The sequence below is a fragment of the Salinivibrio sp. KP-1 genome (assembly GCF_000968645.1).
Classification (GTDB): Bacteria; Pseudomonadota; Gammaproteobacteria; order Enterobacterales; family Vibrionaceae; genus Salinivibrio; species Salinivibrio siamensis.
Genome location: NZ_LAQR01000001.1, coordinates 499527 through 521885 on the forward strand (window position 1 = coordinate 499527; position 22359 = coordinate 521885).

The 22359-nt window shown below is 49.1% G+C and carries 13 protein-coding genes and 1 pseudogene; 3 read left to right on the forward strand and 11 right to left on the reverse strand.

Annotated elements, in window-relative coordinates:
- Nucleotides 1-4 precede the first annotated feature (4 nt).
- From WN56_RS02235 to WN56_RS02260, 7 genes and pseudogenes are all read right to left on the reverse strand, one after another.
- A complete protein-coding gene (locus WN56_RS02235) occupies nt 5-4789 on the reverse strand; it encodes a PAS domain S-box protein (protein WP_046073414.1) in 4785 nt (1594 codons plus the stop codon).
- Nucleotides 4786-5990, reverse strand: a pseudogene (locus tag WN56_RS02240) (EAL domain-containing protein). Before WN56_RS02240 ends, WN56_RS02235 begins: the two are co-directional and overlap by 4 nt.
- Nucleotides 5991-6162: 172 nt before the next feature.
- Nucleotides 6163-6687: a GrpB family protein gene (locus WN56_RS02245; protein WP_046073415.1), complete on the reverse strand. Its 525-nt coding sequence runs from the start codon at nt 6685-6687 to the stop codon at nt 6163-6165.
- Nucleotides 6688-6809: 122 nt separating this feature from the next.
- Nucleotides 6810-7163, reverse strand: a complete 354-nt coding sequence (locus tag WN56_RS02250; RefSeq protein ID WP_046073416.1) for a DUF805 domain-containing protein — start codon at nt 7161-7163, stop codon at nt 6810-6812.
- A gap of 154 nt (nt 7164-7317) precedes the next feature.
- Nucleotides 7318-7452, reverse strand: a complete 135-nt coding sequence (locus WN56_RS16700; RefSeq protein ID WP_077577943.1) for a DUF2474 domain-containing protein — start codon at nt 7450-7452, stop codon at nt 7318-7320.
- Nucleotides 7452-8453, reverse strand: coding sequence for a cytochrome d ubiquinol oxidase subunit II (gene cydB, locus WN56_RS02255; protein WP_046073417.1), 1002 nt, complete (start codon nt 8451-8453; stop codon nt 7452-7454). The genes WN56_RS16700 and cydB overlap by 1 nt, the downstream gene beginning before the upstream one ends.
- A 9-nt stretch (nt 8454-8462) precedes the next feature.
- On the reverse strand, nt 8463-9827 hold the full coding sequence (locus WN56_RS02260) for a cytochrome ubiquinol oxidase subunit I (protein WP_046073418.1): 1365 nt from the start codon (nt 9825-9827) through the stop codon (nt 8463-8465).
- 150 nt (nt 9828-9977) lie between these two features.
- Here WN56_RS02260 and WN56_RS02265 point away from each other — a divergent pair, with 150 nt between their 5' ends.
- Complete coding sequence (locus WN56_RS02265) at nt 9978-11402, forward strand: PLP-dependent aminotransferase family protein (RefSeq protein ID WP_046073419.1); 1425 nt, start codon at nt 9978-9980, stop codon at nt 11400-11402.
- Here WN56_RS02265 and WN56_RS02270 read toward each other — a convergent pair.
- Nucleotides 11399-12217, reverse strand: a complete 819-nt coding sequence (locus WN56_RS02270) for a DUF2057 family protein (RefSeq protein ID WP_046073420.1) — start codon at nt 12215-12217, stop codon at nt 11399-11401. The genes WN56_RS02265 and WN56_RS02270 overlap by 4 nt on opposite strands.
- A 76-nt stretch (nt 12218-12293) precedes the next feature.
- A complete protein-coding gene (locus tag WN56_RS02275; RefSeq protein WP_046073421.1) occupies nt 12294-13307 on the reverse strand; it encodes a porin in 1014 nt (337 codons plus the stop codon).
- A gap of 802 nt (nt 13308-14109) precedes the next feature.
- Here WN56_RS02275 and WN56_RS02280 point away from each other — a divergent pair.
- Entirely contained in the window at nt 14110-15255 is a 1146-nt protein-coding gene (locus tag WN56_RS02280) for an efflux RND transporter periplasmic adaptor subunit (protein ID WP_046073422.1), read from the forward strand.
- On the forward strand, nt 15248-18376 hold the full coding sequence (locus WN56_RS02285; RefSeq protein ID WP_046073423.1) for an efflux RND transporter permease subunit: 3129 nt from the start codon (nt 15248-15250) through the stop codon (nt 18374-18376). The genes WN56_RS02280 and WN56_RS02285 overlap by 8 nt, the downstream gene beginning before the upstream one ends.
- On the opposite strand, the gene WN56_RS02290 is transcribed toward WN56_RS02285, so the two are convergent.
- Both WN56_RS02290 and topA read right to left on the reverse strand, forming a co-directional pair.
- A complete protein-coding gene (locus WN56_RS02290; RefSeq protein WP_046073424.1) occupies nt 18363-19286 on the reverse strand; it encodes a TIGR01212 family radical SAM protein in 924 nt (307 codons plus the stop codon). The two genes, WN56_RS02285 and WN56_RS02290, sit on opposite strands and share 14 nt — an antisense overlap.
- A gap of 144 nt (nt 19287-19430) precedes the next feature.
- On the reverse strand, nt 19431-22061 hold the full coding sequence (gene topA / locus WN56_RS02295; protein ID WP_046073425.1) for a type I DNA topoisomerase: 2631 nt from the start codon (nt 22059-22061) through the stop codon (nt 19431-19433).
- Nucleotides 22062-22359: the final 298 nt, after the last annotated feature.

Genomic DNA, 22359 nt, shown 5'->3' on the forward strand with positions numbered 1-22359 from the left:
ACATTCATTGAATGATTTTTTCTTCCCGCAGATCGGTTTCGATTGCGGTCATCATTGCACTTATTTCGGTAAACACGGCTTTTACTTGTTCGAGATCGTGACTGCTTTTTTCGATAACTCGGAATAACTCGCTCAAACGCATCGCCCCACTTGATGCAGATGCACCTTTTGCCCCATGTGCAATGGCTCTTATTCTTTCATCGTCGGCCCCGACAATGGCCTGCTCAAGCGCATTGACATCCGCCGACACGCCGTCCCAAAACATGGACAGTATAGCGCGCTTCATTTCTTGGTCTGAGCTGCCAATGACTTTCTCGAGCTGACGGTCATCGATGAGTGCTTCGGTATGAGAGGCTTCTTCGCTGGTCTGAGTCAGCGTGGGCTCGCCCTCTCTTAACGCTCTTCCTCTAAGACGTAATGCCAACACGCGCTTGAGTGTCTCAAGCTCAACAGGTTTGGAAATATAATCATCCATCCCCGCTTGCAGGCAGTGATCCGCTTCTCCCACAAGTGCATTCGCGGTGATGGCAATAATTAAGGTACGCTCGCGATTATCTTCTGCCTCTAGCCGCCTTATCTCAGCCGCTAATTCAAAACCATCCATTTCAGGCATATGACAGTCTGTTAAGAGCATCGCGTACTCCCCTTGATGCCATTTCTCAAGTGCTTCTTTGCCGTCTGATGTCATTTCAAATGAATAACCAAGCTGTTTTAGCTGCTTAGCGAGGACAAGCTGGTTAGTTGGCTGATCTTCTGCACATAAAATGGTGCCACACACCTGTGCATCTAACTGACTGCTATAGGCAAAGGCATTGCTATATACCGCTTCATTCCAATCAACATCCGGGCTTTCAAGCCCGCACATCACTGCAGCGCCGAGCACAAACTCACTGGGTTTAAGGGGGTACCGGTTTAATCGATACGGCCCTGGATGCCGATAAGCATCGTTTCCACCAAAATCATTCCCCAACAACAGGCACCGCATACCTTGATGTCTTTGCAAAATACTTGCATCTGTTGTCACCGCAATCATAGTATCCGGATTCCAGTTGGCCGGCACCGTCGCCTTAGCATCCAGAATCTCGCCAGGACATAAGCTTTCAAGTAATGCTAAACAGGTATTTTTGAGCGGCTCATGGTCGATAAATACGACGAAAGAAAACGCGGAAAACGGATAACGCCGGCTGGTTTCATGAGTTTTGACGCTGCTAGGCGCAGGTACTCGCACTATAAACTCACTGCCTTTACCAAACTCACTCTCAACCGCAATATCGCCACCCATCATATCGACAAATGACTTGGAAATACTCAATCCTAGGCCCGTTCCGCCATATCGCCGAGTGGTGGAACTATCCGCTTGTGTAAAGGGTTTGAACAGTTTATCCATCTGCTCGTGCGTCATGCCGACGCCAGTATCTTGGATGCTCAATGTAAGCATCTGACTGTCATGACAATATGCTGTTTTGACAAAGACATGGCCTCCCTCTTTTTCTTTGCTGGTGAACTTAATGGCGTTCCCCAGTAAGTTAAGAAGAATTTGGCGTACTCGCACCGGGTCAACCAAGATAAAGTCAGGGGTAGCGTAGTCATGTGAGAAAAAGAGCTCGACGCCCTTTTGGTCAGCACTAATCCATAGTGCGTCTAAGGTTTTCTCAATTAAGTCGAGCACGTTAACATCGGTCGGATCGAGCTCCATCTGTCCTGATTCGATTTTGGAAAAGTCGAGAATATCGTTGATTATTTCAAGTAAAGAGAACGAAGAATCTCGAATCGTCGACACCATTTTGGATTGCTCTGGCTCCAGAGGCGTTTCTTTTAATAAGTCCACCATTCCAATCACACCATTCATGGGCGTTCTAATTTCATGGCTCATAGTGGCTAAAAAGCGAGATTTTGCCTCGTTGGCTTTTCTCGCCATGACCGATTCTTTCTCTAGCTTGGCTTGTGTCTGTCGCTCATGTGTAATGTCTAAATTGATGCCAAAGAGCATTTCTCGTCCCGACTGCTCATCTTTCACCACATTGCCCGCGGCTTTAATCCAACTGACCCTCTGAGTCTGAGGGTGGATCACGCGAAACTCGGCATTAAAGACATTGCTATCGTTTAGTGCTGTTTCGACTTCTTTGATCGCATGTTGACGGTCATCGGGGTGAAGGCATGCCTGCCAGACCTCGTAATTCACTGGCGCTTCAGGTGCAATCCCATATAGGCGATACATGTTAGCGTCCCACTTAAGCTCCCCCGTGGTAACATCCATTGACCAATTGCAAATCCCGCCTGCATCAGATGCTAGCTGCATACCGCGAAGCAACTCATCTCGCGCCCTTTTTGCTGAGAGCAGCTCGCCTTCTATCGCTTTGCGCTGACTAATATCTTCCAGCGCAGCAATGAAGTACTTGGTAGCACCATTTTCATCGAGCACTGTCGCGACCGATACCGTGGCCCACAGCACCTCTCCGTCTTGCTTAATATATTGTTTATCCATCGAAAACGATCGGTTCTCGCCCGAGGCAAGTTGAGTGACGTGTTTGATACTTGCTGATAAGTGGTCTGGATGAGTGATGTCTTGATAGCTTAATTGCAACAGCGCTTCTTGGTTATATCCGAGCAATTCACTCATTCTGTCATTGACCTCAATAAAGTTTCCCTCTAGGTCAACACGACATATACCCACTGCCGCCTGATCAAAAGCAGTTCTATAGATGACTTCTCTTTCTTTTAGCGCATCTTGAAGACGTTGTTCTCGCTGCTTAACGTCCTCCTCTACGGTGATATCTTTAATCACACCGACAAACCCCTGGGTATCGCCAAACCAGGTTTCGCCAACGGATACCTCAATGGGGAATTCACGCCCGGATTTATGCAAACCCTGTAGTTTTCGTGGTGTGCCAATCAGCTTTTTACTCCCTGTTAACTGATACTGACTTATAAATCCATCATGGTCAGCTTTATACTTATCTGGCATCAAAATAGAGACATTTTCTCCCACCAGCTCTTCACGGATTCGTCCAAATATAAGCTCCAATGAGCGGTTAACTTCAAGGATATTACCTCGCGTATCGATCACCACCATGCCATCAAGTGCAGTGTCAAACACCGTCCTCAAACGCCCTTCGGATTCTTGTAAGTCTTGCGTTCGGCGCTGTATTTCTTGTTCGAGTTTAAGTTTCGCCTCATCTTCTGCCTGTTTGAGGTCGGTAATGTCCGACTGCATCCCAATATAATGGGTTAACGAGCCCACTTCATCAAAGATGGGATCGAGGCGTAGATTATTATAAAAAAGCGTGCCGTCTTTTTTATAATTGCGCACGACGACGGAGCAAGATAAGGCATTTTTAAGGGCATAGCGGAGGCGATCAAACTCTGGCTGATCACGATCATCGGCCTGCAAAAAACGACAGTTTTTGCCCACCACTTCTTTCGAGCTATACCCTGTTAAGGTCTCAAACGCTTTATTGGCATAAATAATGGGGTAATCTGCAAGCCTAACATCAGAGACAATGATGCCTGTTGCCGTCGCTTCGATAGCGCGACTTTGAATATCCAACTGGAAGCGCTGCTCTTCCGTTTCTCTGATTAAGCTTTCTCGCTCGCTCACCATATCACGCAGTTTGAGCAGTTCACTGGCCATGACCCCAACTTCATCGCCTCGGTCTCGCTGCGGTAGGGAAAAGTTATGCTCGCCCCGCGCCAATTTTCGCACCGCGGTACTCAGCTGCCCTAAAGGTTTGAAAACTTGTCGTGATACATAAAAGGCCAGCAGTACAATCAACGACAGCAGCGTGGCAGTCATGATAAACGAATTTTTATACAGATTATTGGGGGCAAGCAGCGCTTCTCCAACTTCGACGCGGATCATCGCTGACCAACCCAGTCCTGGATAATCATACGCACCTTCGGTATGAGCAAACCCCGTGACCTGATCCACTTGTTTTCGATAGTGTGTTGAGATGTTTGACCCCGTTAATCCAGCGACGGCTAATCTCGCCCCTTCGACACCATTCGTCGCCAAGTTTAATTTACCCAGAACTTGAAAGTCCCTTTGATACGTTGATTCATTTTGTCCTACAGGATCATAATCAACGATAATACGGCCCTGGCGGTCTAAGAGGGTTAATTCCGCACTAACGAGCCCGCGTTTGGCGAGTAAGTCGTAGCTTTCGGCCACAATGGATTCGACCGTAGAAAAATCGACCACATTGACCCATATACCGACAGGCCGATTCGCGGTATTACGGATCACAGACGCAAAAATCATGTCGTAAGAGGAAGCATTGGATCCGAAAATAAAACGCTCTGGCCCGGTTACATACGTACTATTCGGTTGTTCGGGGGCGAGGGTTTGGCCGTTAAGGATCTCATTAAACCAAACACTGTTCATAATTTGTGCTTTGGAAAGGTCAAGAGGCGCGAGCGATTTACCATGCTTATTTTGATTATTTATCGCCAGTAATTCGCCCTCCATACTTACTATCGCAATGCGACGGTAGACTTTGTAATTAGCGATTAACTCGTTAAGGTTTCTTACCGTATTGTCATTTACTTGGCGGTTACTCAGACTATCTGATTCAATACTTCCTAAAGACAAAGGAAACGCGCGTGCATCGTGATACCTTTCAAAAAGATTCCTTTCAATCAATCGAATCAGTAGTGCTGCTTCTCGCTCTATGTTAGTTAATGTGCTTTCTTGAAGCAGTTCGCGGCCTTTCCAAGAGACAACAGTAACGGATGCCAGCATTAAACCGCCCAGCATCAGCAAAATAATAGGTAGCTTCACAGAAAACTTCATTCACGATTCCCACGCTGAATACTGGCTGCACGCCAATCAAATACACTCAGTGGCTCTGGCTTGGCGTAAAAGTAGCCTTGCCCAATGTCACATCCCAGTGCTTTAACAAAGTCACACACCTCTTGATTCTCGATCCCCTCAGCCACCACGTTTACCCCGATTGCTTTTGCGAGTTGAATACTTTGTTCAACCACAGCCGCAGATTTTGTATTCGATAAACAATCAAGCACAAAGCGCTTGTCAACTTGAGCTCATCAAAAGGAATCGAATGCAGTTGGGCAATGGACGAGTAACCCGTGCCAAAATCATCGATAGACAATTTAAACTTCATCATTTTTAAGCGCAGCATTTGGGTATCAATGGTCGCCTGATCAGTGGTAAAAGCCGTCTCTGTTAGCTCGCAGATCACTTGTTCTGGACGCAATTGATATTGGGCGGTTGTTGCTTGTAACCACTGTGGAAAGTTTGCCGCCTCCAACACTTTGGCGGATATATTGAAGGCAAATGATAAATTGCCGATATCTTTTCCATACTGATTGATATCGCTGTAAGCACATTCAATGACGCGTTTGGTGAGGTCAGTGATGCTCTCAAGATGTTTTTCTGCGGTGGGGATAAACTGGTCGGGAAAAACCATGCTATCATCAGGTTTAAATAGGCGAGCCAAGACCTCAAACCCCTTGAGGCGACCAGAGGACAAGGAAATTTGCGGCTGGAAAAACGCGCTTAACCCTCCTTTATCTATGTATCCTTTGAGTAACTTGGCAGTGAGCGGCGGTAGTGAGTGCGGCGCGTGGTTAGCCTCTATGTCTAGTTCACGCTCACTGGCGCTCAGCAGTCGTTTGACTGTTGCAAATGAAAGCGGTTTGGCGACACATTCGATGATATTCAGTTGATAAAGGCGCGCCAAATTGGCGGTTGAGGCCAGCACTTCCTCCTCCTCGCCACTCATTAATATTATGGCGCCTGGGTAGGCTTGCGCATCCAAAAACTTGAGTACCTCAAACCCATCTTCGACCGGCATATTGAGATCGCAGAACACGCACCGGATCGAATGTGAGCTCAGGATCTTTCTCGCTTCCCGCCCATTTTCGGCCTGATAAATTCTAGTGAAACCAAGGTTTTGAAGACATAGCGCCAGTGTGTGCCGAACCACTTGCTGATCATCAACAACTAATATTCCCTGTTGGAAGTCACTCACTCACGGCCCCTCTTCGCCCTTTAGAAAAGCAAACGCCTCAAGGTTTACCACCTCGTGCCTACTTTAGTACTATAGACCAACCATAACGGGTGCACTTGAGTGACAATCGACCTATACGACTAAAGTCTAGTGACGTGTGAAAAAGGGTAAGAGAAGGACGTTGAGCGTATATTCACTCGCCGATGTCGTTGAGAACCGCTTTCACGAACGGTGCTTTATGTTTTACGTAGCTGTCTTGTTCGTGAACGCCTGCTTTTAAAATGTTGCGCTTTTTTTCTTCGTACTCGGCGCGCACATCAGGGTTATCGAGCAAATACTGTTTGTATGCAATTTGACGATGATGTTCATCACTGTCTTTTTCAATCACGTGAGCATGAATCAAAAACCGCTCACCTTGATAGGTTACGGAGGCGTCTTTACGAGGGCGGTGTTCGGGAAACGGCTGCTTACTGTGCTGATCTTGAAAGCCTAGCGCGTAAAGATGGGTAATTGCGTTTTCTCGCTCTCCTGAGAAATAAAGAATAGATAAATCAATGATCCCTTTGCCACCGACTTTGGCTGATGTTGAACCAAAATGCAGTACCTCAATACGAGGTGTCGAGATATGGTCAGACAAGGCTTGGGCAACGTCTAAGTAAATAGGACGCCAAGGAGAGAAACTGGCGTCAACTAATTGGTAGGGCTCGAGTGTGATCATGTGGCACCTAAGGTAAAAAAGAATGCTGGTAAACACGAGTGAGTCGGCATGAGCGACACATTGACTCAAGTTAGTTGGCTATCGTACCAGCAGTTCCCATGCAAACAAATCACACCACCTTACTAGACGCCTTCCGCAAGCTTAGGGTTAGAACCGTATTGATTGTTATTTTGATCCCCTTCCAATGCACAAAGCACCAGCAGCGCAATCATCCCGATAATAGGAATGAATGAAATCAGCAGCCACCATGCAGAACGTCCCGTGTCATGCAAGCGCCTTGATGTAACGGCTAAGGTTGGCAGTAGTACCGCCAATGAGTACACAATGCTCAGCAACACCAGCCCCGTCGCTTCAGCGACAATGTTTAGCGCCAAGGAGATGCAAAAGTTAACCAGAAAGAACATCCAATACTCTCGACGATGGGCGCGCCCTGAAAAAGTGACATAATTGCGCAGCACTTTTAAATACCATTCCATACGTAACCCTATTTTTAGTTGAAAGAAGTGTTCGCACGTATCATAGAACGGACTATCGAGTCAGTACTATTTCAGTGATAAGACATCCGACCGCTTTATCATCAGCTTGAGAAGCTTATCACTGATTCGCCACGTAATAGAAAGTTAACGGCAGCTAGCTTTGCAAACCCGCGGCATGCATCAAAAGCTTAAATAGCCAAGAAATAACCCCCAGTGCCGCCACACTGGCTATCCAGATCACGATTAACCAGAGCCAGCGCTGCCAAGCAGGTTTTGTCATATCAGCCATTAGTGGTACGCCTCATCCGGATTTACCTTGCCACTAAAGACGCGGTAGCTCCAATAGGTGTACATCAAAATAACTGGAATGATAAACACCGCGCCAACCAGCATAAATTGCAAGCTTTGTTGTGGTGAGGCAGCCTGCCAAATCGTGATCTTGGGTGGAATGATATGCGGCCAAATGCTGATGCCGAGGCCAATAAATCCGAGCAAAGTGACACACAACGCCATGATAAATGGACGGTGATGAGCGTGATCAGGACGGGTACGCCAAAGGCGTAGCAAACAAAAAACCGTCAATAAAGGAACCGGAGAGAGCATTAGCAAATTTGGCAAACTAAACCAACGGTCGGCAATCCCCGGATAGGCGAGTGGTGTCCAAACACTGACTATCGCGATACTTACCGCCATCAACATGACGAGTCGACGACTAAGGTGGTACATACGCATTTGCAACGCATGCTCGGTTTTCATGATCAGCCAAGTAGCACCCAGTAAACCGTACGCAATGATCAAGCCTATCCCGCAGAAGATAGGAAACGGTGCCAACCAATCGAGTCCACCGCCGGCAAAAGCGCGTCCCTCGACAGGAAAGCCTTCAATCACCGCGCCTACAGTCACCCCTTGGAAAAAGGTGGCAAAAATCGACCCCGCCATAAAAGCGGTATCCCAAAAGCCATGATGGCCGGGTAACGCCTTGAACCGGAACTCAAACGCCACGCCGCGAAAAATAAGCGCTACCAACATTAGGGTGAGAGGGATCGTTAACGCATCGACAATCACCGCATACGCCAAAGGAAAAGCACCAAATAGTGCCGCCCCACCAAGGACTAACCAGGTTTCATTGCCATCCCAGACTGGAGCGACACTGTTAACCATCAAGTCGCGCTCTTCGCGTTGAGTGACAAACGGCATCAGAATACCGATCCCTAAATCAAATCCGTCCATCACGATATACATTAAGGTGGCAAACACGATGATGCCAAACCAAATCATTGCTAAATCCATGTTTCCCCCTTACACACGGCCAGAGACAGTTAACGGTTCATGCGGCGTGTCATCGTGCTGATCCGGCCCTAGTTTAATTTGATGGATCATATAGATGTACCCCAACCCAAAGACCAAGCCGTACACCACAAAGAAACTGATCAAGCTAATACTCATATGCAAATCGCCGTGGGCAGACACCGCATCTTGGGTGCGTAAAAGGCCATGTACGACCCAAGGCTGGCGCCCTACCTCAGTGGTTACCCAGCCAGCAAGAATCGCGACCAAACCTGCGGGTCCCATATAGAAAGCAAAACGGAGCAGCCCTTGATGTTCATAAAGGCGACCTTTATAACGCTGCCACGCCGCCACTAGCCCAAGTGTGATCATCAATAACCCTAAGCCCACCATCAAACGAAACGCCCAGAAGACCACAGGCGAATTGGGTCTGTCTTCCGCAGGGAATTCGTTTAGCGCTGGGATTTGCTCGGTCAAACTATGTTTTAAGATCAGACTCCCCAAATAGGGAATTTCTACTTTGTAGCGAGTGGTTTCCGCTTCCATATCCGGTAAGCCAAATAAAATAAGCGGCGTGGGCTCACCATGGCTGTTATCCCAATGCCCTTCCATCGCTGCTATTTTGGCAGGTTGATACTCCAAGGTGTTCAGGCCATGCAAGTCACCAATAAACGCTTGAATAGGCGCGGTGAATAACAGCATCCACATCGACATCGAAAACATCCGCTTCACGGCTGGGCTGCGCAGCCCTTTAAGCAGGTGCCACGCCGCCGACGCGCCAACAAATAAGGCACTGGATAAAAACGCCGCGACGACCATATGCGCCAAGCGATAAGGGAAAGAGGGATTAAAGACCACCGCGAACCAATCCACAGGCACCACTTGACCATTAACCACTTCATGCCCTTGTGGGGTGTGCATCCAACTGTTGGAGGCTAAAATCCAGAAGGCAGAGATCACCGTCCCCAGCGCCACCATAGACGTGGCGAAAAAGTGCAAGCGATCACCGACACGTTGCCAACCAAACAGCATGACGCCGAGAAAGCCGGCTTCTAAAAAGAAAGCGGTGAGTACCTCATAAGTCAGAAGGGGGCCAGTGATACTGCCCGCAAACTCGGAAAAGCCACTCCAGTTGGTGCCAAATTGGTATGCCATCACCAACCCAGACACCACGCCCATCCCAAAGTTGACCGCAAAAATTTTCGACCAGAAAAGATAAAGGGTTTTGTACTCCTGCTCGCGAGTTTTAAGCCATAGCCCCTCAAGCACCGCAAGGTAGCAGGCAAGGCCGATCGTAATCGCAGGAAAGATAATGTGAAAAGAAACCGTAAACGCGAATTGAATACGGGCCAACATAAAGGCATCAAGACCAAACATACGTGAAGTCCACTTTAGTAATTAGACCAACGCGCATGGTAGAAGCCCATTATTAATGTGCCCATATACAGACGGTTCAGATTAACCTATAACAGCCTACTGACTACCGTGTTATAGTCTGAGCGGCCCAATAGACTGAAGGGGGTAAAGGTGTCTAAATATCAGAAGCTTAGTGAACAGATTAAACAGCAGATTCAAGCTGGCATTTGGCACGTGGGAGAAAAGCTTCCCTCGCTGAGAAAACAGGCCGCCTATTCAGGTCTGAGCATGATGACAGTGCTCCAAGCCTATCAACAGCTAGAAAGCCAAGGGTGGATAGTTTCACAGCCCCGTTCAGGCTATCGTGTCGCTCCTCATGCCGCACTTAGCCAAAACCGAACGGATACAGCCCTCCATCCTGCTGAATCGGTCGATATTAATGACTATATTTTCGATGTCTTGCAAGCCAGTCGCTCTCCCGGCGTGGCAAGCTATGGGCATGCCTATGTCGATCCCCTGCTCGCCCCTCGCCATCAAGTAAATCGATCGCTCACCACTGCCGTGCGCTTTATGTCGATTCATAGCGTGGTCGATAATCTCCCGCCGGGTAATGCGCAACTGAGACACCTGATTGCCCAACGCTATGCAGCGCAGGGCATGCAAATCTCACCCGATGAGATAGTAATCACAGCAGGCGGATTGGATGCGTTAAATCTTAGCTTGCGTGCGGTCACGCAATCTGGCGATTGGGTCGCAGTCGAAAGCCCCGCGTTTTACGGCGCGTTGCAAGCCCTTGAAAATCGCGGACTCAAAGCGATGGCAATCCGAACACATCCCACAGAGGGGATTGACATCGATGCACTTGAACGCGCCTTGCAAACACACCCAATTCGCGCTTGCTGGTTGATGAGCAATCATCAAAATCCGTTGGGGTACTCACTGTCAGATGAAAAGAAGGCGCGTCTTGCCGAACTCGTCAAGCGCTATCAGGTGTACTTAATCGAGGACGATGTCTATAGCGAACTCTATGATGGGGAACACAAACCGAAGCCCATTAAAGCGTTTGATAACAGCGGCCATGTTTTGCACTGCTCGTCTTTTTCAAAAACCTTGGCCGATGCGTTTCGCCTCGGTTGGGTAGCCGCTGGCGATCAAGCCCAGAAACTACAAAAGCTGCAGCTAATGAGCACGGTGACCACCAGCGTCCCCATTCAACTTGCTGTAGCCCACTACCTGCATAACCGAAACTATGAACATCACTTAAAGCAGCTTCGCCACACGCTTGCCGAGCGAAAGCGAGCGACGTGTCAGTTCCTTGTCGATCACTTGCCCCAAGCTGTGGAAGTCGTTAACAGCCCAGGCGGATACTTTTTATGGATAATCTTGCCCAAAGGCAGTGATACTACTGCCCTATACCACCTTGCGCTCAAACATCATATCAGTATCGCACCAGGGAACATGTTTACGACACACGCACAGTTTGCCCATTGCTTTCGACTCAATGCCTCTTACCCACTCGATCATGCTCACCAAAATGCGCTGGCCACCTTATGTGATTTGATTGCACAGCACATTCAAGCCTTGGTAAGGCACTAAGATTGGTTGAGTAACCAAGTAAGGATGGCTTTCCGCGAGGTAGGGGTCGCCTGCTGATACCAATAACCCATCATCTGCAAAGCCTGACTTTGAGTGGTCGGCACTACACCGCTTCCGTCACGATGCGCAAACGCCCAATCCGCAAAAGCGCTGCGTTCAGAGTCAGTCGCTTGCTGATACCAGTAGTCCACCATTTCTTCTGGTTTCTCTTTTGTGTCTTTCACTGAGATTGGCTGACTCGCGGATACAGCGGACTGGCTTTGTTGCCCTAAAACACGCGACGCCTCATCATTGGCCGCCATAAAGTAAGCGTTGGGAATCGACAATTGCACCCGATTTCCGCCCCCAGCACTATTGAAGGTATAGGTAACCTGTGGTTCAGACCAATTGTTGGCAATGTCTGGGGAGAACGGAAATGATACATATTGCGTCGTCACACAGTGCTCCGTGCACGTTTCTGACGTTACTTGAGTATTTTCAAGCGGCAGCGTCTCACCATTGATGGTGACGGTTTCATACTCTTGATAATTCTTAAAATACGAGATTTCAGTCATCAATTTGGAAGGAGCCACGTCGGGGCCTGCTGACTTATCAACGGGATAATTCGCCACATAATTCGCACTTGCTTTAACGACATTCGCCCCAGACAAGACCTGAATGTCTGGCGTGATCGATTTCGTCACCACCTGCACATAGTGGCGACGCTCTTTCACTGAACTCGCAACATCATCAAACTGACTCGACGAATCAAAGCTAGTACAACCGACAATAAGTAGACAACTCGATGCGGTCACAAGACGGAAAGTTGCTTTCATACAGCCCCCTTACAGGAAGTTAAAAAAACCGGCCATCCTGGCCGGCAAAAAAGAATAGAAAGGCAAAGTGTTACTGTTAAAAGTTATATTCGATACCTAGACGGGCAAACGCTTTTTTGTCCTCTAGATTGCCCGCATCGTGCTGGCCAATACGAAGATAAGGCAAGAAACCATTCTTCGAGTACATTAGCTGGCCGGCAATCACTGAATCACTATCATCGACATCGGCATTGTTGTCTAAATCAGAATCGCCATTTGCAGCATAACCTAAGCGGTAACCCCACGGACCATTCCAGTACTCACCAACCACTGAGATTTGATCTTGCTCTGCCTCAGTCCCCTTGTTAGCTCCCGCGGTGTTGTACACGCCATCATTATATTTGTAAGCGGCAGACACCTTAAAGCCACCTGGAAGTGGAATTTCAACCCCAGCTAAATACGCCTTGGTATCAATGTCACCCTCATAATTAGAGTTATATTCGTACCCACCATGGAGGGTAAATGCATCCGCTAACGTATAGTGTGCCGCGGCCCCAAAGTGATTTGAGCCTTTGACATCTTTATCGCCACGTCCCACTGACACGTCAAAACTAAAGCCACTGAAATCTGGTGAGTCATAACGCGCAATATCGCCTTTACGATCATAATGCGACTTCGTGTCCGCCCCCCAGTCAAAAACGCGGCCTAACCCTGGGTTAGAATAGGGCCAATCGACCACTTCATACATTGGTGTCAACATACGACCAAAACGCACTTGGCCCCAGTCTCCTTTCATACCAATGAAAGTATCACGATTACCCAATGTCGCGCCTGTTCCATCTTCACCGACATACCCTGACTCAATTTGCATGAAGATATAAACGTCGTCATTAAACGCCTTACCGGCTCGAACCCCGACGCGAGACTCATTTTCATAGTCGTAACCGTTACCATCTTCTTGGTTGAAGGCTGAAATAGCCGCAACACCATAAAGGTCAACATTGTAGTCAGTTAAAACACCAACCACACCTTCGTGGTCGGCGGCCATTGCGCCAGTTGATCCTAATGCAACCACTGCACTAATAAGCGAACGCTTAAAAATCTTATTCATGAAAGACTCCTGCTATCTGCAAGATACGGGCTTTGCCTCGTTGATTTATTAAGTTTTATCGAGTGCAAAACCGATTTGAAAGCTGAGAAACGTATTTCAGCTTTCCCCCGCTGCTTACACATTTCGTGTAACCACACCTTCAGACTAATTACGCAAAGAAAAATATCAATCACGACTTAATTTTTAATGCAAATAATATGAACTAGAGCATGTTTTTGACCGTTTTATGACATAGATCTTATCCGCCAAAAAACAAAAACCTTTAAAAACAATACTTTAAATAAAAACCCCAAAGTCACAGCACCCACAGGCAAGTACTTTCATGCAAATAATATGAAATGAATATCATAAAACATGGATAGAAAATCACGTCAAAAACGACAAAAACCATACAACTTATTTTTATTACGAAATTAACGAGAAGGAAATGGATAAGGAAAGGTCTTTTTTTACATAAAAAAGGTTTTTTTATCGTCAAAAACGGCAAAAAAACGCATGAAATTTAGGAGTTATGTAATTTTGTTATGAAAAATAACTACGACTTAAACTATGTTTTCGTCATCGGTATTCCCCCGCGACAAAGCCTTGTCTCGCGATTGAGGGCTTTTTGCATCACCGCACAACGATCGCTGTTGCATATTGAGCCGTACTCGCCGTTATAGAAAAACTGATGCGCATCAAAAGTTAGGTTGACCTGTCATTCAATCAACAGATTCGCGTGATAAATTAGTCAATGAAGCGTTAAGCGCCCCCCATAGCGCAACACACCACCACGCCATGGCGAAAAAGGATCCCGGCATCAATGAAAGGACTACGTTGGTTTTTACCTCTTGTTATTCTCGGTCTTGGCTATCTTGGCTATACCGCCATCGCGGCAACAGAGACAGCTACTCAAGAAAATGCTGCGTCCCCGCCCCCACCGATTGTTGAGACACGCGTTGTTCACCCAACTCAACATCAAGTGGTTTTACGGGCGCACGGTGAAGTCACCCCTGTAGAGACCACACAGCTTTCTGCCCAAGTGTCCGGTGAAGTGGTCGCATGGCATCCAAATTTCGTTGCTGGCGGCATTGTAAAACGTGGTGATGTGCTGTTTTCAATTGAGCCTGATAACTATCAAGCCGCGGTACTGAGCGCCGAAGCCGACCTTGCCAGTGCAAAAGCGTCCTTGATAGAAGAACAAGCCCAGGCGGCGGTGGCACAACGTCAGGCCAAAAGCCTTCCATCCTCACAAGTCACCGATCTCTACTTACGCAAGCCACAAGTACTCAGTGCAAAAGCCCGCGTAAAATCGGCACAAGCGGCGTTAAAGCGCGCACAACGCGACTTAGAAAACTGCCAAGTGACCGCCCCTTACGATGCGCTCGTCGTGTCGCGAGACGTCGGGGTTGGGCAGTACATCAACGCAGGAAGCCCGGTGGGGGTACTTAATAGCATCGAGGCTGCGGAAGTGCATTTGCCTATTGCTGGCTTCGACACACTCTTTCTCCCTACACCATTAGCGGGGATCGAGGTTCAGCTTACCCGCAACGGCAGCGAACCGACTCAACGCCAAGCACGGCTCGTGCGCGATCTAGGCATCGTGGAGCAAAGCACCCGCATGATGCGAGTTGTGGTGCGCCTTGATGATCCTTACGGCACCCAATCGGCTAAACCTGCCCTACCCTTTGGCAGTTATATCGAGGCGACTTTCAAAGGGGCAACGTTGGAGAACGTCTTTAAGCTTCCGCAATCCTTGATGAACAATCGCCAAGTTTGGGTCGTCGATCAAGCAGGAAAGCTCACCCCGCGTACACTGCGCGTGGTGAGAACGGAAGGCCAGTATATCTACGCTGACCAAGGCTTAAGCGATGATGACCAAGTGGTTACCACGCTGCCTGAATTCCCCGAGCCTGGCATGACGGTTCGCGTGGCATCGCAGGTATCGCCGGAGGGTGAAAATGAATAATGCTGACACGCCAACGCGTGGGCTCATTGCCTATTTTGCCCACAATCCGGTTGCTGCAAACCTGATCATGGTGTTTGTACTCATCATGGGGGTTGCCAGTTACTTTTTCATTCAGCGACAGATGTTCCCTAACATCGAGATTAACTATATTCATATTACCGCTGACTATCCCGGCGCCTCCCCCCAAGAGGTAGAGGAGAGCATCTTAGTTAAAGTGGAGGAAGCCATTAAAGATGTCACCGGGATCGAATCGGTGGTTTCAACCGCGCGGCGCGGATTTGGTCAAGTAGAAATCGAAGTGGATGTTGGGGAAGATCTCAATCTCGTCCTGGACCGCGTAAAGCAAGAGGTCGATGCCCTCTCTAATCTCCCCGCGTCGATGGAACCGCTTAATGTCGCGCAAGTGGAGTTTCGCCAAACCGTCATTCAAATGGCAGTGGTAGGCAATAAGCCGCTCACTGAGCTAAAACGCGCGGCACAGGACATTGAAGACGAACTCCTCCAACTCAAGGACGTCACCTTGGTGGAGCTCAGTGCCCCTACCTACGAGATTGCCATCGAGGTAGCCCCCCGTATTCTGCGCAAGTATAACCTCACGCTTAATCAGGTGAGTGACGCCATTGCCCGCTATTCCGCCAACTTCTCTGCCGGTGAAGTACGTACCGACAGCGGTATGATTGCAATTCGCGTCGAGAACCAGCGTTATCGCGGTGATGAGTTTCGCCAGATCCCAATTAAAATCGGCCCCAATGGCAGTCGATTATTGCTGCAGGATATTGCCACCATCAAAGACGGGTTTACCGAAGGCGAGCGTTACTTTAAGTACTCGGGGCAGAACGCAATTTTTCTCTCGGTGAATGCAACCGCTAGCGAAAATATGGTGACCGTTGCCGACGCCGTCAAAGACTACATACAAGACAAAAACGCAGCGTTGCCCGCCGGGCTGGCACTCAAATCGGTGGTCGACATGACACACTACCTTAATGCCCGCCTTGATATGATGCTAAAAAACTTATTACAAGGGGCGGTATTGGTTGCGCTACTGCTGACATTGTTTTTGCGCTTTAAACTTGCCCTCTGGGTGCTTATCGGTTTGCCCGTATGCTTTCTTGGCGCGGTCATGCTAATGCCAGTGATTGGAGTCAGCATTAACATCGTTTCACTGTTTGCGTTCATTATGGTGTTGGGGATTGTCGTCGATGACGCGATCGTTATCGGCGAAAGTGTTTATACCGAAGTGGAGCACAAAGGTGGCGGCGTCAATAACGTTGTCGCCGGGGCGCAGCGTGTTGCCACCCCTGCCACGTTTGGCGTGCTCACCACCATTGCCGTTTTTGCACCTTTTATCATGTCGAGCGGCCCTGAACGCGCCTTTTTCTTTGGCATCGCATCAATCGTCATCTTGTGTCTCATCTTTAGCTTGGTAGAGTCGAAGCTTATTTTGCCCGCTCACTTGGCGCACACCCACTTTTCCACGCCCAAATCAAATAGCTTCCGCTCGCGTTTTAATCGGCAATTCCATCGCTTCGTCAATGGACCATACCGCCGCGCCGTCACCTTCGCGGTACATTGGCGCTGGTCGGCTTTCGCATTGTTTGTTGCCTTATTAGCTATCAGTATTTCGTTGGTGGTTGCCAGCCACGTGCGTATGGTGCCTACGCCCAAAGTCCCGCATGATTTTCCCAATATTCGCCTTGAGATGAACAATAACGCCTCGAGTGAGCAAACCATTGCCGCACTCAAAGCCATTGAAGGCATGGTCTACCGCGTCGATAACGCCACAGAAGCCGAGACGGGCCAAGCCATGGTGCAAGACACGCTCGTATTTAATGAAGAGCGAACCTCGGGACAACTGGTGATCCCTTTAGTCGATGATACATTGCGCCCCTTTACCACCTTCGAACTGTCGCGGCGCTGGCGTGAGGCGATGCCGGAGATCCCAGGAGTTAAAAAACTCACCATTCAAGATGACGTGAATGGTGGAGAACAAGGTGATGAGTTTGGCTTTCTCCTCTTTGGGCCCAACATCGACACACTCAATGCAGCCGGACGTGCTTTAATGTCGCGCCTTAACCAGCAAGCGGGTCTTTTCGATGTGTCCTCATCCATCGATTCAGGCAGTCAGGAAGTGCTCATTTCCCTCACGCCCGTGGCTCATGATCTGGGGCTGGATCTCACCACCATTGCTCAACAGGTAGGAGGAAGTTTCTATGGCGGGGAAGCCCAACGCCTAATCCGTGACGGTGAAGAAATAAAAGTCATGGTGCGTTACCCCAAATTAACGCGGGAAGCATTTTCATCACTGCGTTATGCCGTGATCACCACCCCAGCCGGTCAACAAGTCATGTTGGGCGATGTGGTGAAACTGGAGCAACAACCCGGTGTGAGTAGCCTGCGCCGCGAAGCAGGATTTAGAACGGTTTATGTCTATGGCGCGATTGATGAAGAGTTAGTCGAACCCAATGAAGTAGTGGAAACCATTCAACAATCCGTCATACCAGAGGTATTGGCCGATTATCCGGATGTCACTAGTGAACTCAGTGGTTCGATTGAAGAACAACAAGCACAGCAAGATGAACAAAAGCTTTTCTTTGTTGCCGGGATGATTGTGGTCTATGCGTTATTGGCCGTGCCCTTAAAAAGCTATACGCAACCACTGATTATCATGTCGGTGATCCCTTTTAGCTTAACGGGTGCTATTTGGGGACATTATTGGTTTGATATTGATTTAAGTATGATGTCGACCTTTGGTTTGATTGCCGCCGCAGGCGTGGTGGTCAACGATGCGCTGGTGATGACTGACTATATTAATCGAGCGCGTCACGCGGGGGTTGCGATCAAAAAAGCAGTGATCGACGCAGGCTGTGCCCGCTTTCGGGCCATCACACTGACGTCTATCACCACCTTTGCGGGGGTGTTGCCCATCATGTTTGAAACCAGCCTGCAAGCAAGATTTGTGATCCCAATGGCCGTCGCACTTGGCTTTGCGGTGATGTTTGCCACCTTGCTAACGCTGTTTCTGGTGCCTTGTTTATATCTGATGCTGCAAGATATTGGACAGCTGCTGCGCCGGCTCACTCCCGGCCTTTCCTCGTCACAATCAGAGCCTAACGCGCGATAAAAGAGGTGCCGAGCGCAGCCCCTTGTGCACCGTGTTTGTCCAGCTGGTTAGCAATGGCGGTCATCGCTAGCCAGCGATTCTCGCACCATGAAGGGGCCAGTAACGTCGGTGGACGTGCACTCGCAGACACGCGATGATACACCACCTCAGGAGGCGTTCGCTGGATCATCATGCTGGCGCTGTCGACGTAGTCTTCTAACGTAATCGCGTCTTGACGCCCTGCACGCCACGCTTTCGCCATGGTGCTACCCTCGACAATATGTAGCGGGTGCAGTTTAATCCCATCGGTGCCTGTGCTCACGACCCGGTCAATCGTTGTTTGATGATCGGTGATGCCCTCACCGGGCAGACCAACAATCAAATGCGTGCATACTTTAATGCCCAGTGCACGGGCTTGTTGAGTGATTCGCTCGTACACTGCCACATCATGGCCACGGTTAATGCGTTTCAACGTCTTGTCATGACCCGTTTGTAAACCAAGCTCTAACCAGACTTCAAATCCTTGTTGACGATAACCCGCCAACAGCGTCAAAACCTGGCCGGGCACACAATCTGGCCGTGTACCAACACACAGCCCGACCATGTTTTCACGCGCTAATGCTTGCTCGTACAAAGCCTTTAACCGCGCAACCTCGTCATAAGTACTGGTATAAGCTTGAAAATACGCCAGATAACGACGTGCTCGGTCTACCTCTTTCGCACGCTGGTGCAACTGGTGGCTAACGGATTGGTGCTGCGCGGTTTCATCAGAAAAGGATGCGACATTGCAAAAGGTGCAACCGCCCCGCCCGAGCGTACCATCACGATTGGGACAGCTAAAACCACCATGCAGTGTGAGCTTATGAACACGTTCGCCATAACGGTGTTTTAAATCTTGGCCTAGTGTATTAACGAGTTGATGCAGATCCATAACGCCTCAACGGAAAAAGACAAAGGCGAGATTTTAACAACTGTTATCGAAGAGATATTGGGGCGGATCAAGCAAAGGCGTGCTTGCCCTAAAACAACAAACCCGCCTTGGCGGCGGGTTTAAATCATTGGCGTGATACGCCCATTAGGCTTTGGCTTTCTTCTTGCGTTTATCAGTGACTTCCCACTGACCGTCAACAAAGAAGGCTGACCAGCCCGTTGGCTTGCCATCTTCCTCGCTACGCACGTAATTCTCTTTGGTTTTACGTGCAAAACGAACCACAGTAGGACGTCCATCGGGATCTTCCTGCGGCGCATCGGCAAGGTATTTGAACTTGTCCGAAATGCGGTCTTTGAAGCGATGAAGCTCCTCCACCAGCGGCGCACGTGTCTCGCGGGATTTGGGGAAATTACTCGCGGCCATAAATAGGCCAGAGGCACCATCACGTAACACGAAATAGGCATCCGAGTTTTCACATGGCAACTCTGGGAAGTGCACCGGATCTTCTTTCGGTGGCGCAACGTCCCCATTTTTGAGGATCTTACGCGTGTTCTTACATTCCTCGTTGGTGCAACCCATGTATTTACCGAAACGGCCATTTTTCAGCACCATGTCGCTACCACATTTGTCGCACTCTACCACAGGCCCATCGTAGCCTTTGGGTTTGAACTCCCCTTTTTCAACCACATAGCCTTCACAGCTCGGATTATTACCACACACGTGCAACTTGCGATGCTGATCAATGAGGTAAGAGTCCATTGCCGTTTCACAAATCGGACAACGCTTCATCGCCCGAAGATCAGCGGTTTCAACGTCTTCTTCGAGCACATTGACAATACCATCTTCGTCCATCAAGTTGATGGTGGTTTTACACCGCTCTTTCGGGGGTAATGCGTAGCCCGAACAACCGAGGAACACGCCAGTCGAAGCGGTACGAATCCCCATTTTACGCCCACAGGTTGGACAGTCGATATCTGTCATCACCATGTTGTTGGGCTTCATTCCACCTTCGTCTTCATCCTGCTCGGCTTGGCCTAACTCAGCGGTGAAATCCGCAAAGAAATCATCAAGCACGGCTTTCCAGTCGGCTTCACCTTCGGCAATTTTATCGAGCGACGCTTCCATACGAGCGGTAAAGTCATAGTCCATCAAATCGGCAAAGCTTTGGTTGAGACGATCAGTGACAATCTCGCCCATTTTCTCAGCATAGAAGCGACGGTTTTCAACTCGCACATAACCGCGGTCTTGTATCGTGGAAATAATAGACGCGTACGTCGATGGACGACCAATGCCCGCTTTTTCTAACTCTTTGACCAAGGCCGCTTCGGTATAACGGGCGGGTGGCTTAGTAAAGTGTTGTTTCGGATCAAGCTTGTCGAGTGTCAGTGATTCACCCACCTCAACCGCTGGCAAGGTTTGGTCTTCATTTTTACCTGAAGGACGCTGTACCCGAGTCCAACCGTCAAAGCGCAGTGTGCGCCCTTTTGCTTTCAAGGTGTAATCGCTCGCGTCGACCGTCAAGGTCGTCGAGTCATATTTTGCCGGTACCATTTGGCAGGCCACAAACTGGCGCCAAATCAAGTCGTACAGACGATGCGCATCAGGGTCCATCCCCTGCAAATCACTGGCATTGACAGCCACATCAGAAGGCCGGATGGCTTCGTGCGCCTCTTGAGCGTTGGCTTTGGCACCATACACGTTCGCCGACGCTGGTAAGTACTTCTCACCGTATTCGCTGGCAATGTGGCCACGAGCCGCTTCGACCGCTTCTTTGCTGAGGTTAGTCGAGTCGGTACGCATGTAAGTGATATAGCCAGCTTCATACAAGCGTTGCGCCAACATCATGGTTTTCTTCACCCCAAAGCCAAGACGCGTGCTTGCCGCCTGCTGCAATGTTGAGGTGATATAAGGCGCCGAGGGCTTACTCGTTGAGGGGCGATCTTCGCGATCACGCACCACAAAGCTGGCGTGCTCAAGCGCCGACACCGCCGCCATTGCCTCATCTTTATTTTTCGGCTTAAAGGCTTTGCCATTTTGTTGCGCCACGAGCAGTCGCAACGCCTGCTCTTTCGGTGTGAGCGTGTCGGCGTGCACATCCCAAAATTCTTCGGGAATAAAAGCTTTTATCTGATGCTCACGTTCAACAAGCAGCTTTACCGCGACCGACTGCACACGACCGGCCGACAAGCCTCGCGCCACTTTTTTCCATAGCAACGGCGAGACCATAAAGCCCACCACACGGTCGAGGAAACGCCGCGCTTGCTGTGCGTTGACACCGTCGATATTGACGTCACCCGGTGCGTCAAACGCCTGTGTGATCGCATTTTTGGTGATCTCATTAAAGACCACGCGTTTGAAGCGGTCGTTATCACCACCGATGAGTTCGCGCAGGTGCCAAGCAATGGCCTCCCCTTCGCGGTCCAAATCCGTTGCGAGATAAACGTTGTCGGCTTTCTCAGCCAGTGACTTAAGCTCGGCGACGACTTTTTCCTTACCGGGCAACACTTGGTATTTTGCTTGCCAGCCATTGTAAGGATCAACGCCCATCTTGTTGATGAGCGCCTTCTGTTCTTTTTCTTTTTTAATTCGCGCTTTTTCTTCGGCGCTGAGCCCTTTCGTGGACACAGGTGCGGCCTTTTTACCGCCTTGCGTCGCTCCAGTTGGCAAGTCACGAACATGTCCGACACTCGACTTCACCACGAAGTCTTTGCCGAGATATTTATTGATCGTTTTCGCCTTTGCTGGGGACTCCACGATGACGAGAGATTTGCCCATAATGACCTAATTGACGCCCTTTGCGCTAAAACTGTCGAAAATTCGTTGCGTTGCACTTCCATGCCGGAGTGCCGCTATCTGTTTACAATATTGAGCGAGTCTAGCCGAATATCAACTAAATTCGCAGCAAAACACGCTGATTGCTCGTCCCTTCCACAATTGTTAAGCAATTGTGATGGTAATATCCCGATTGTTCTTCATGCCGGTTTCCGGCAAAAACGCGCTAATCATTACCATTGCCGCACGCAAAATAGCTAAATGGATGCGGTAATCTTTGGCTTGGCTCACATTATTATGG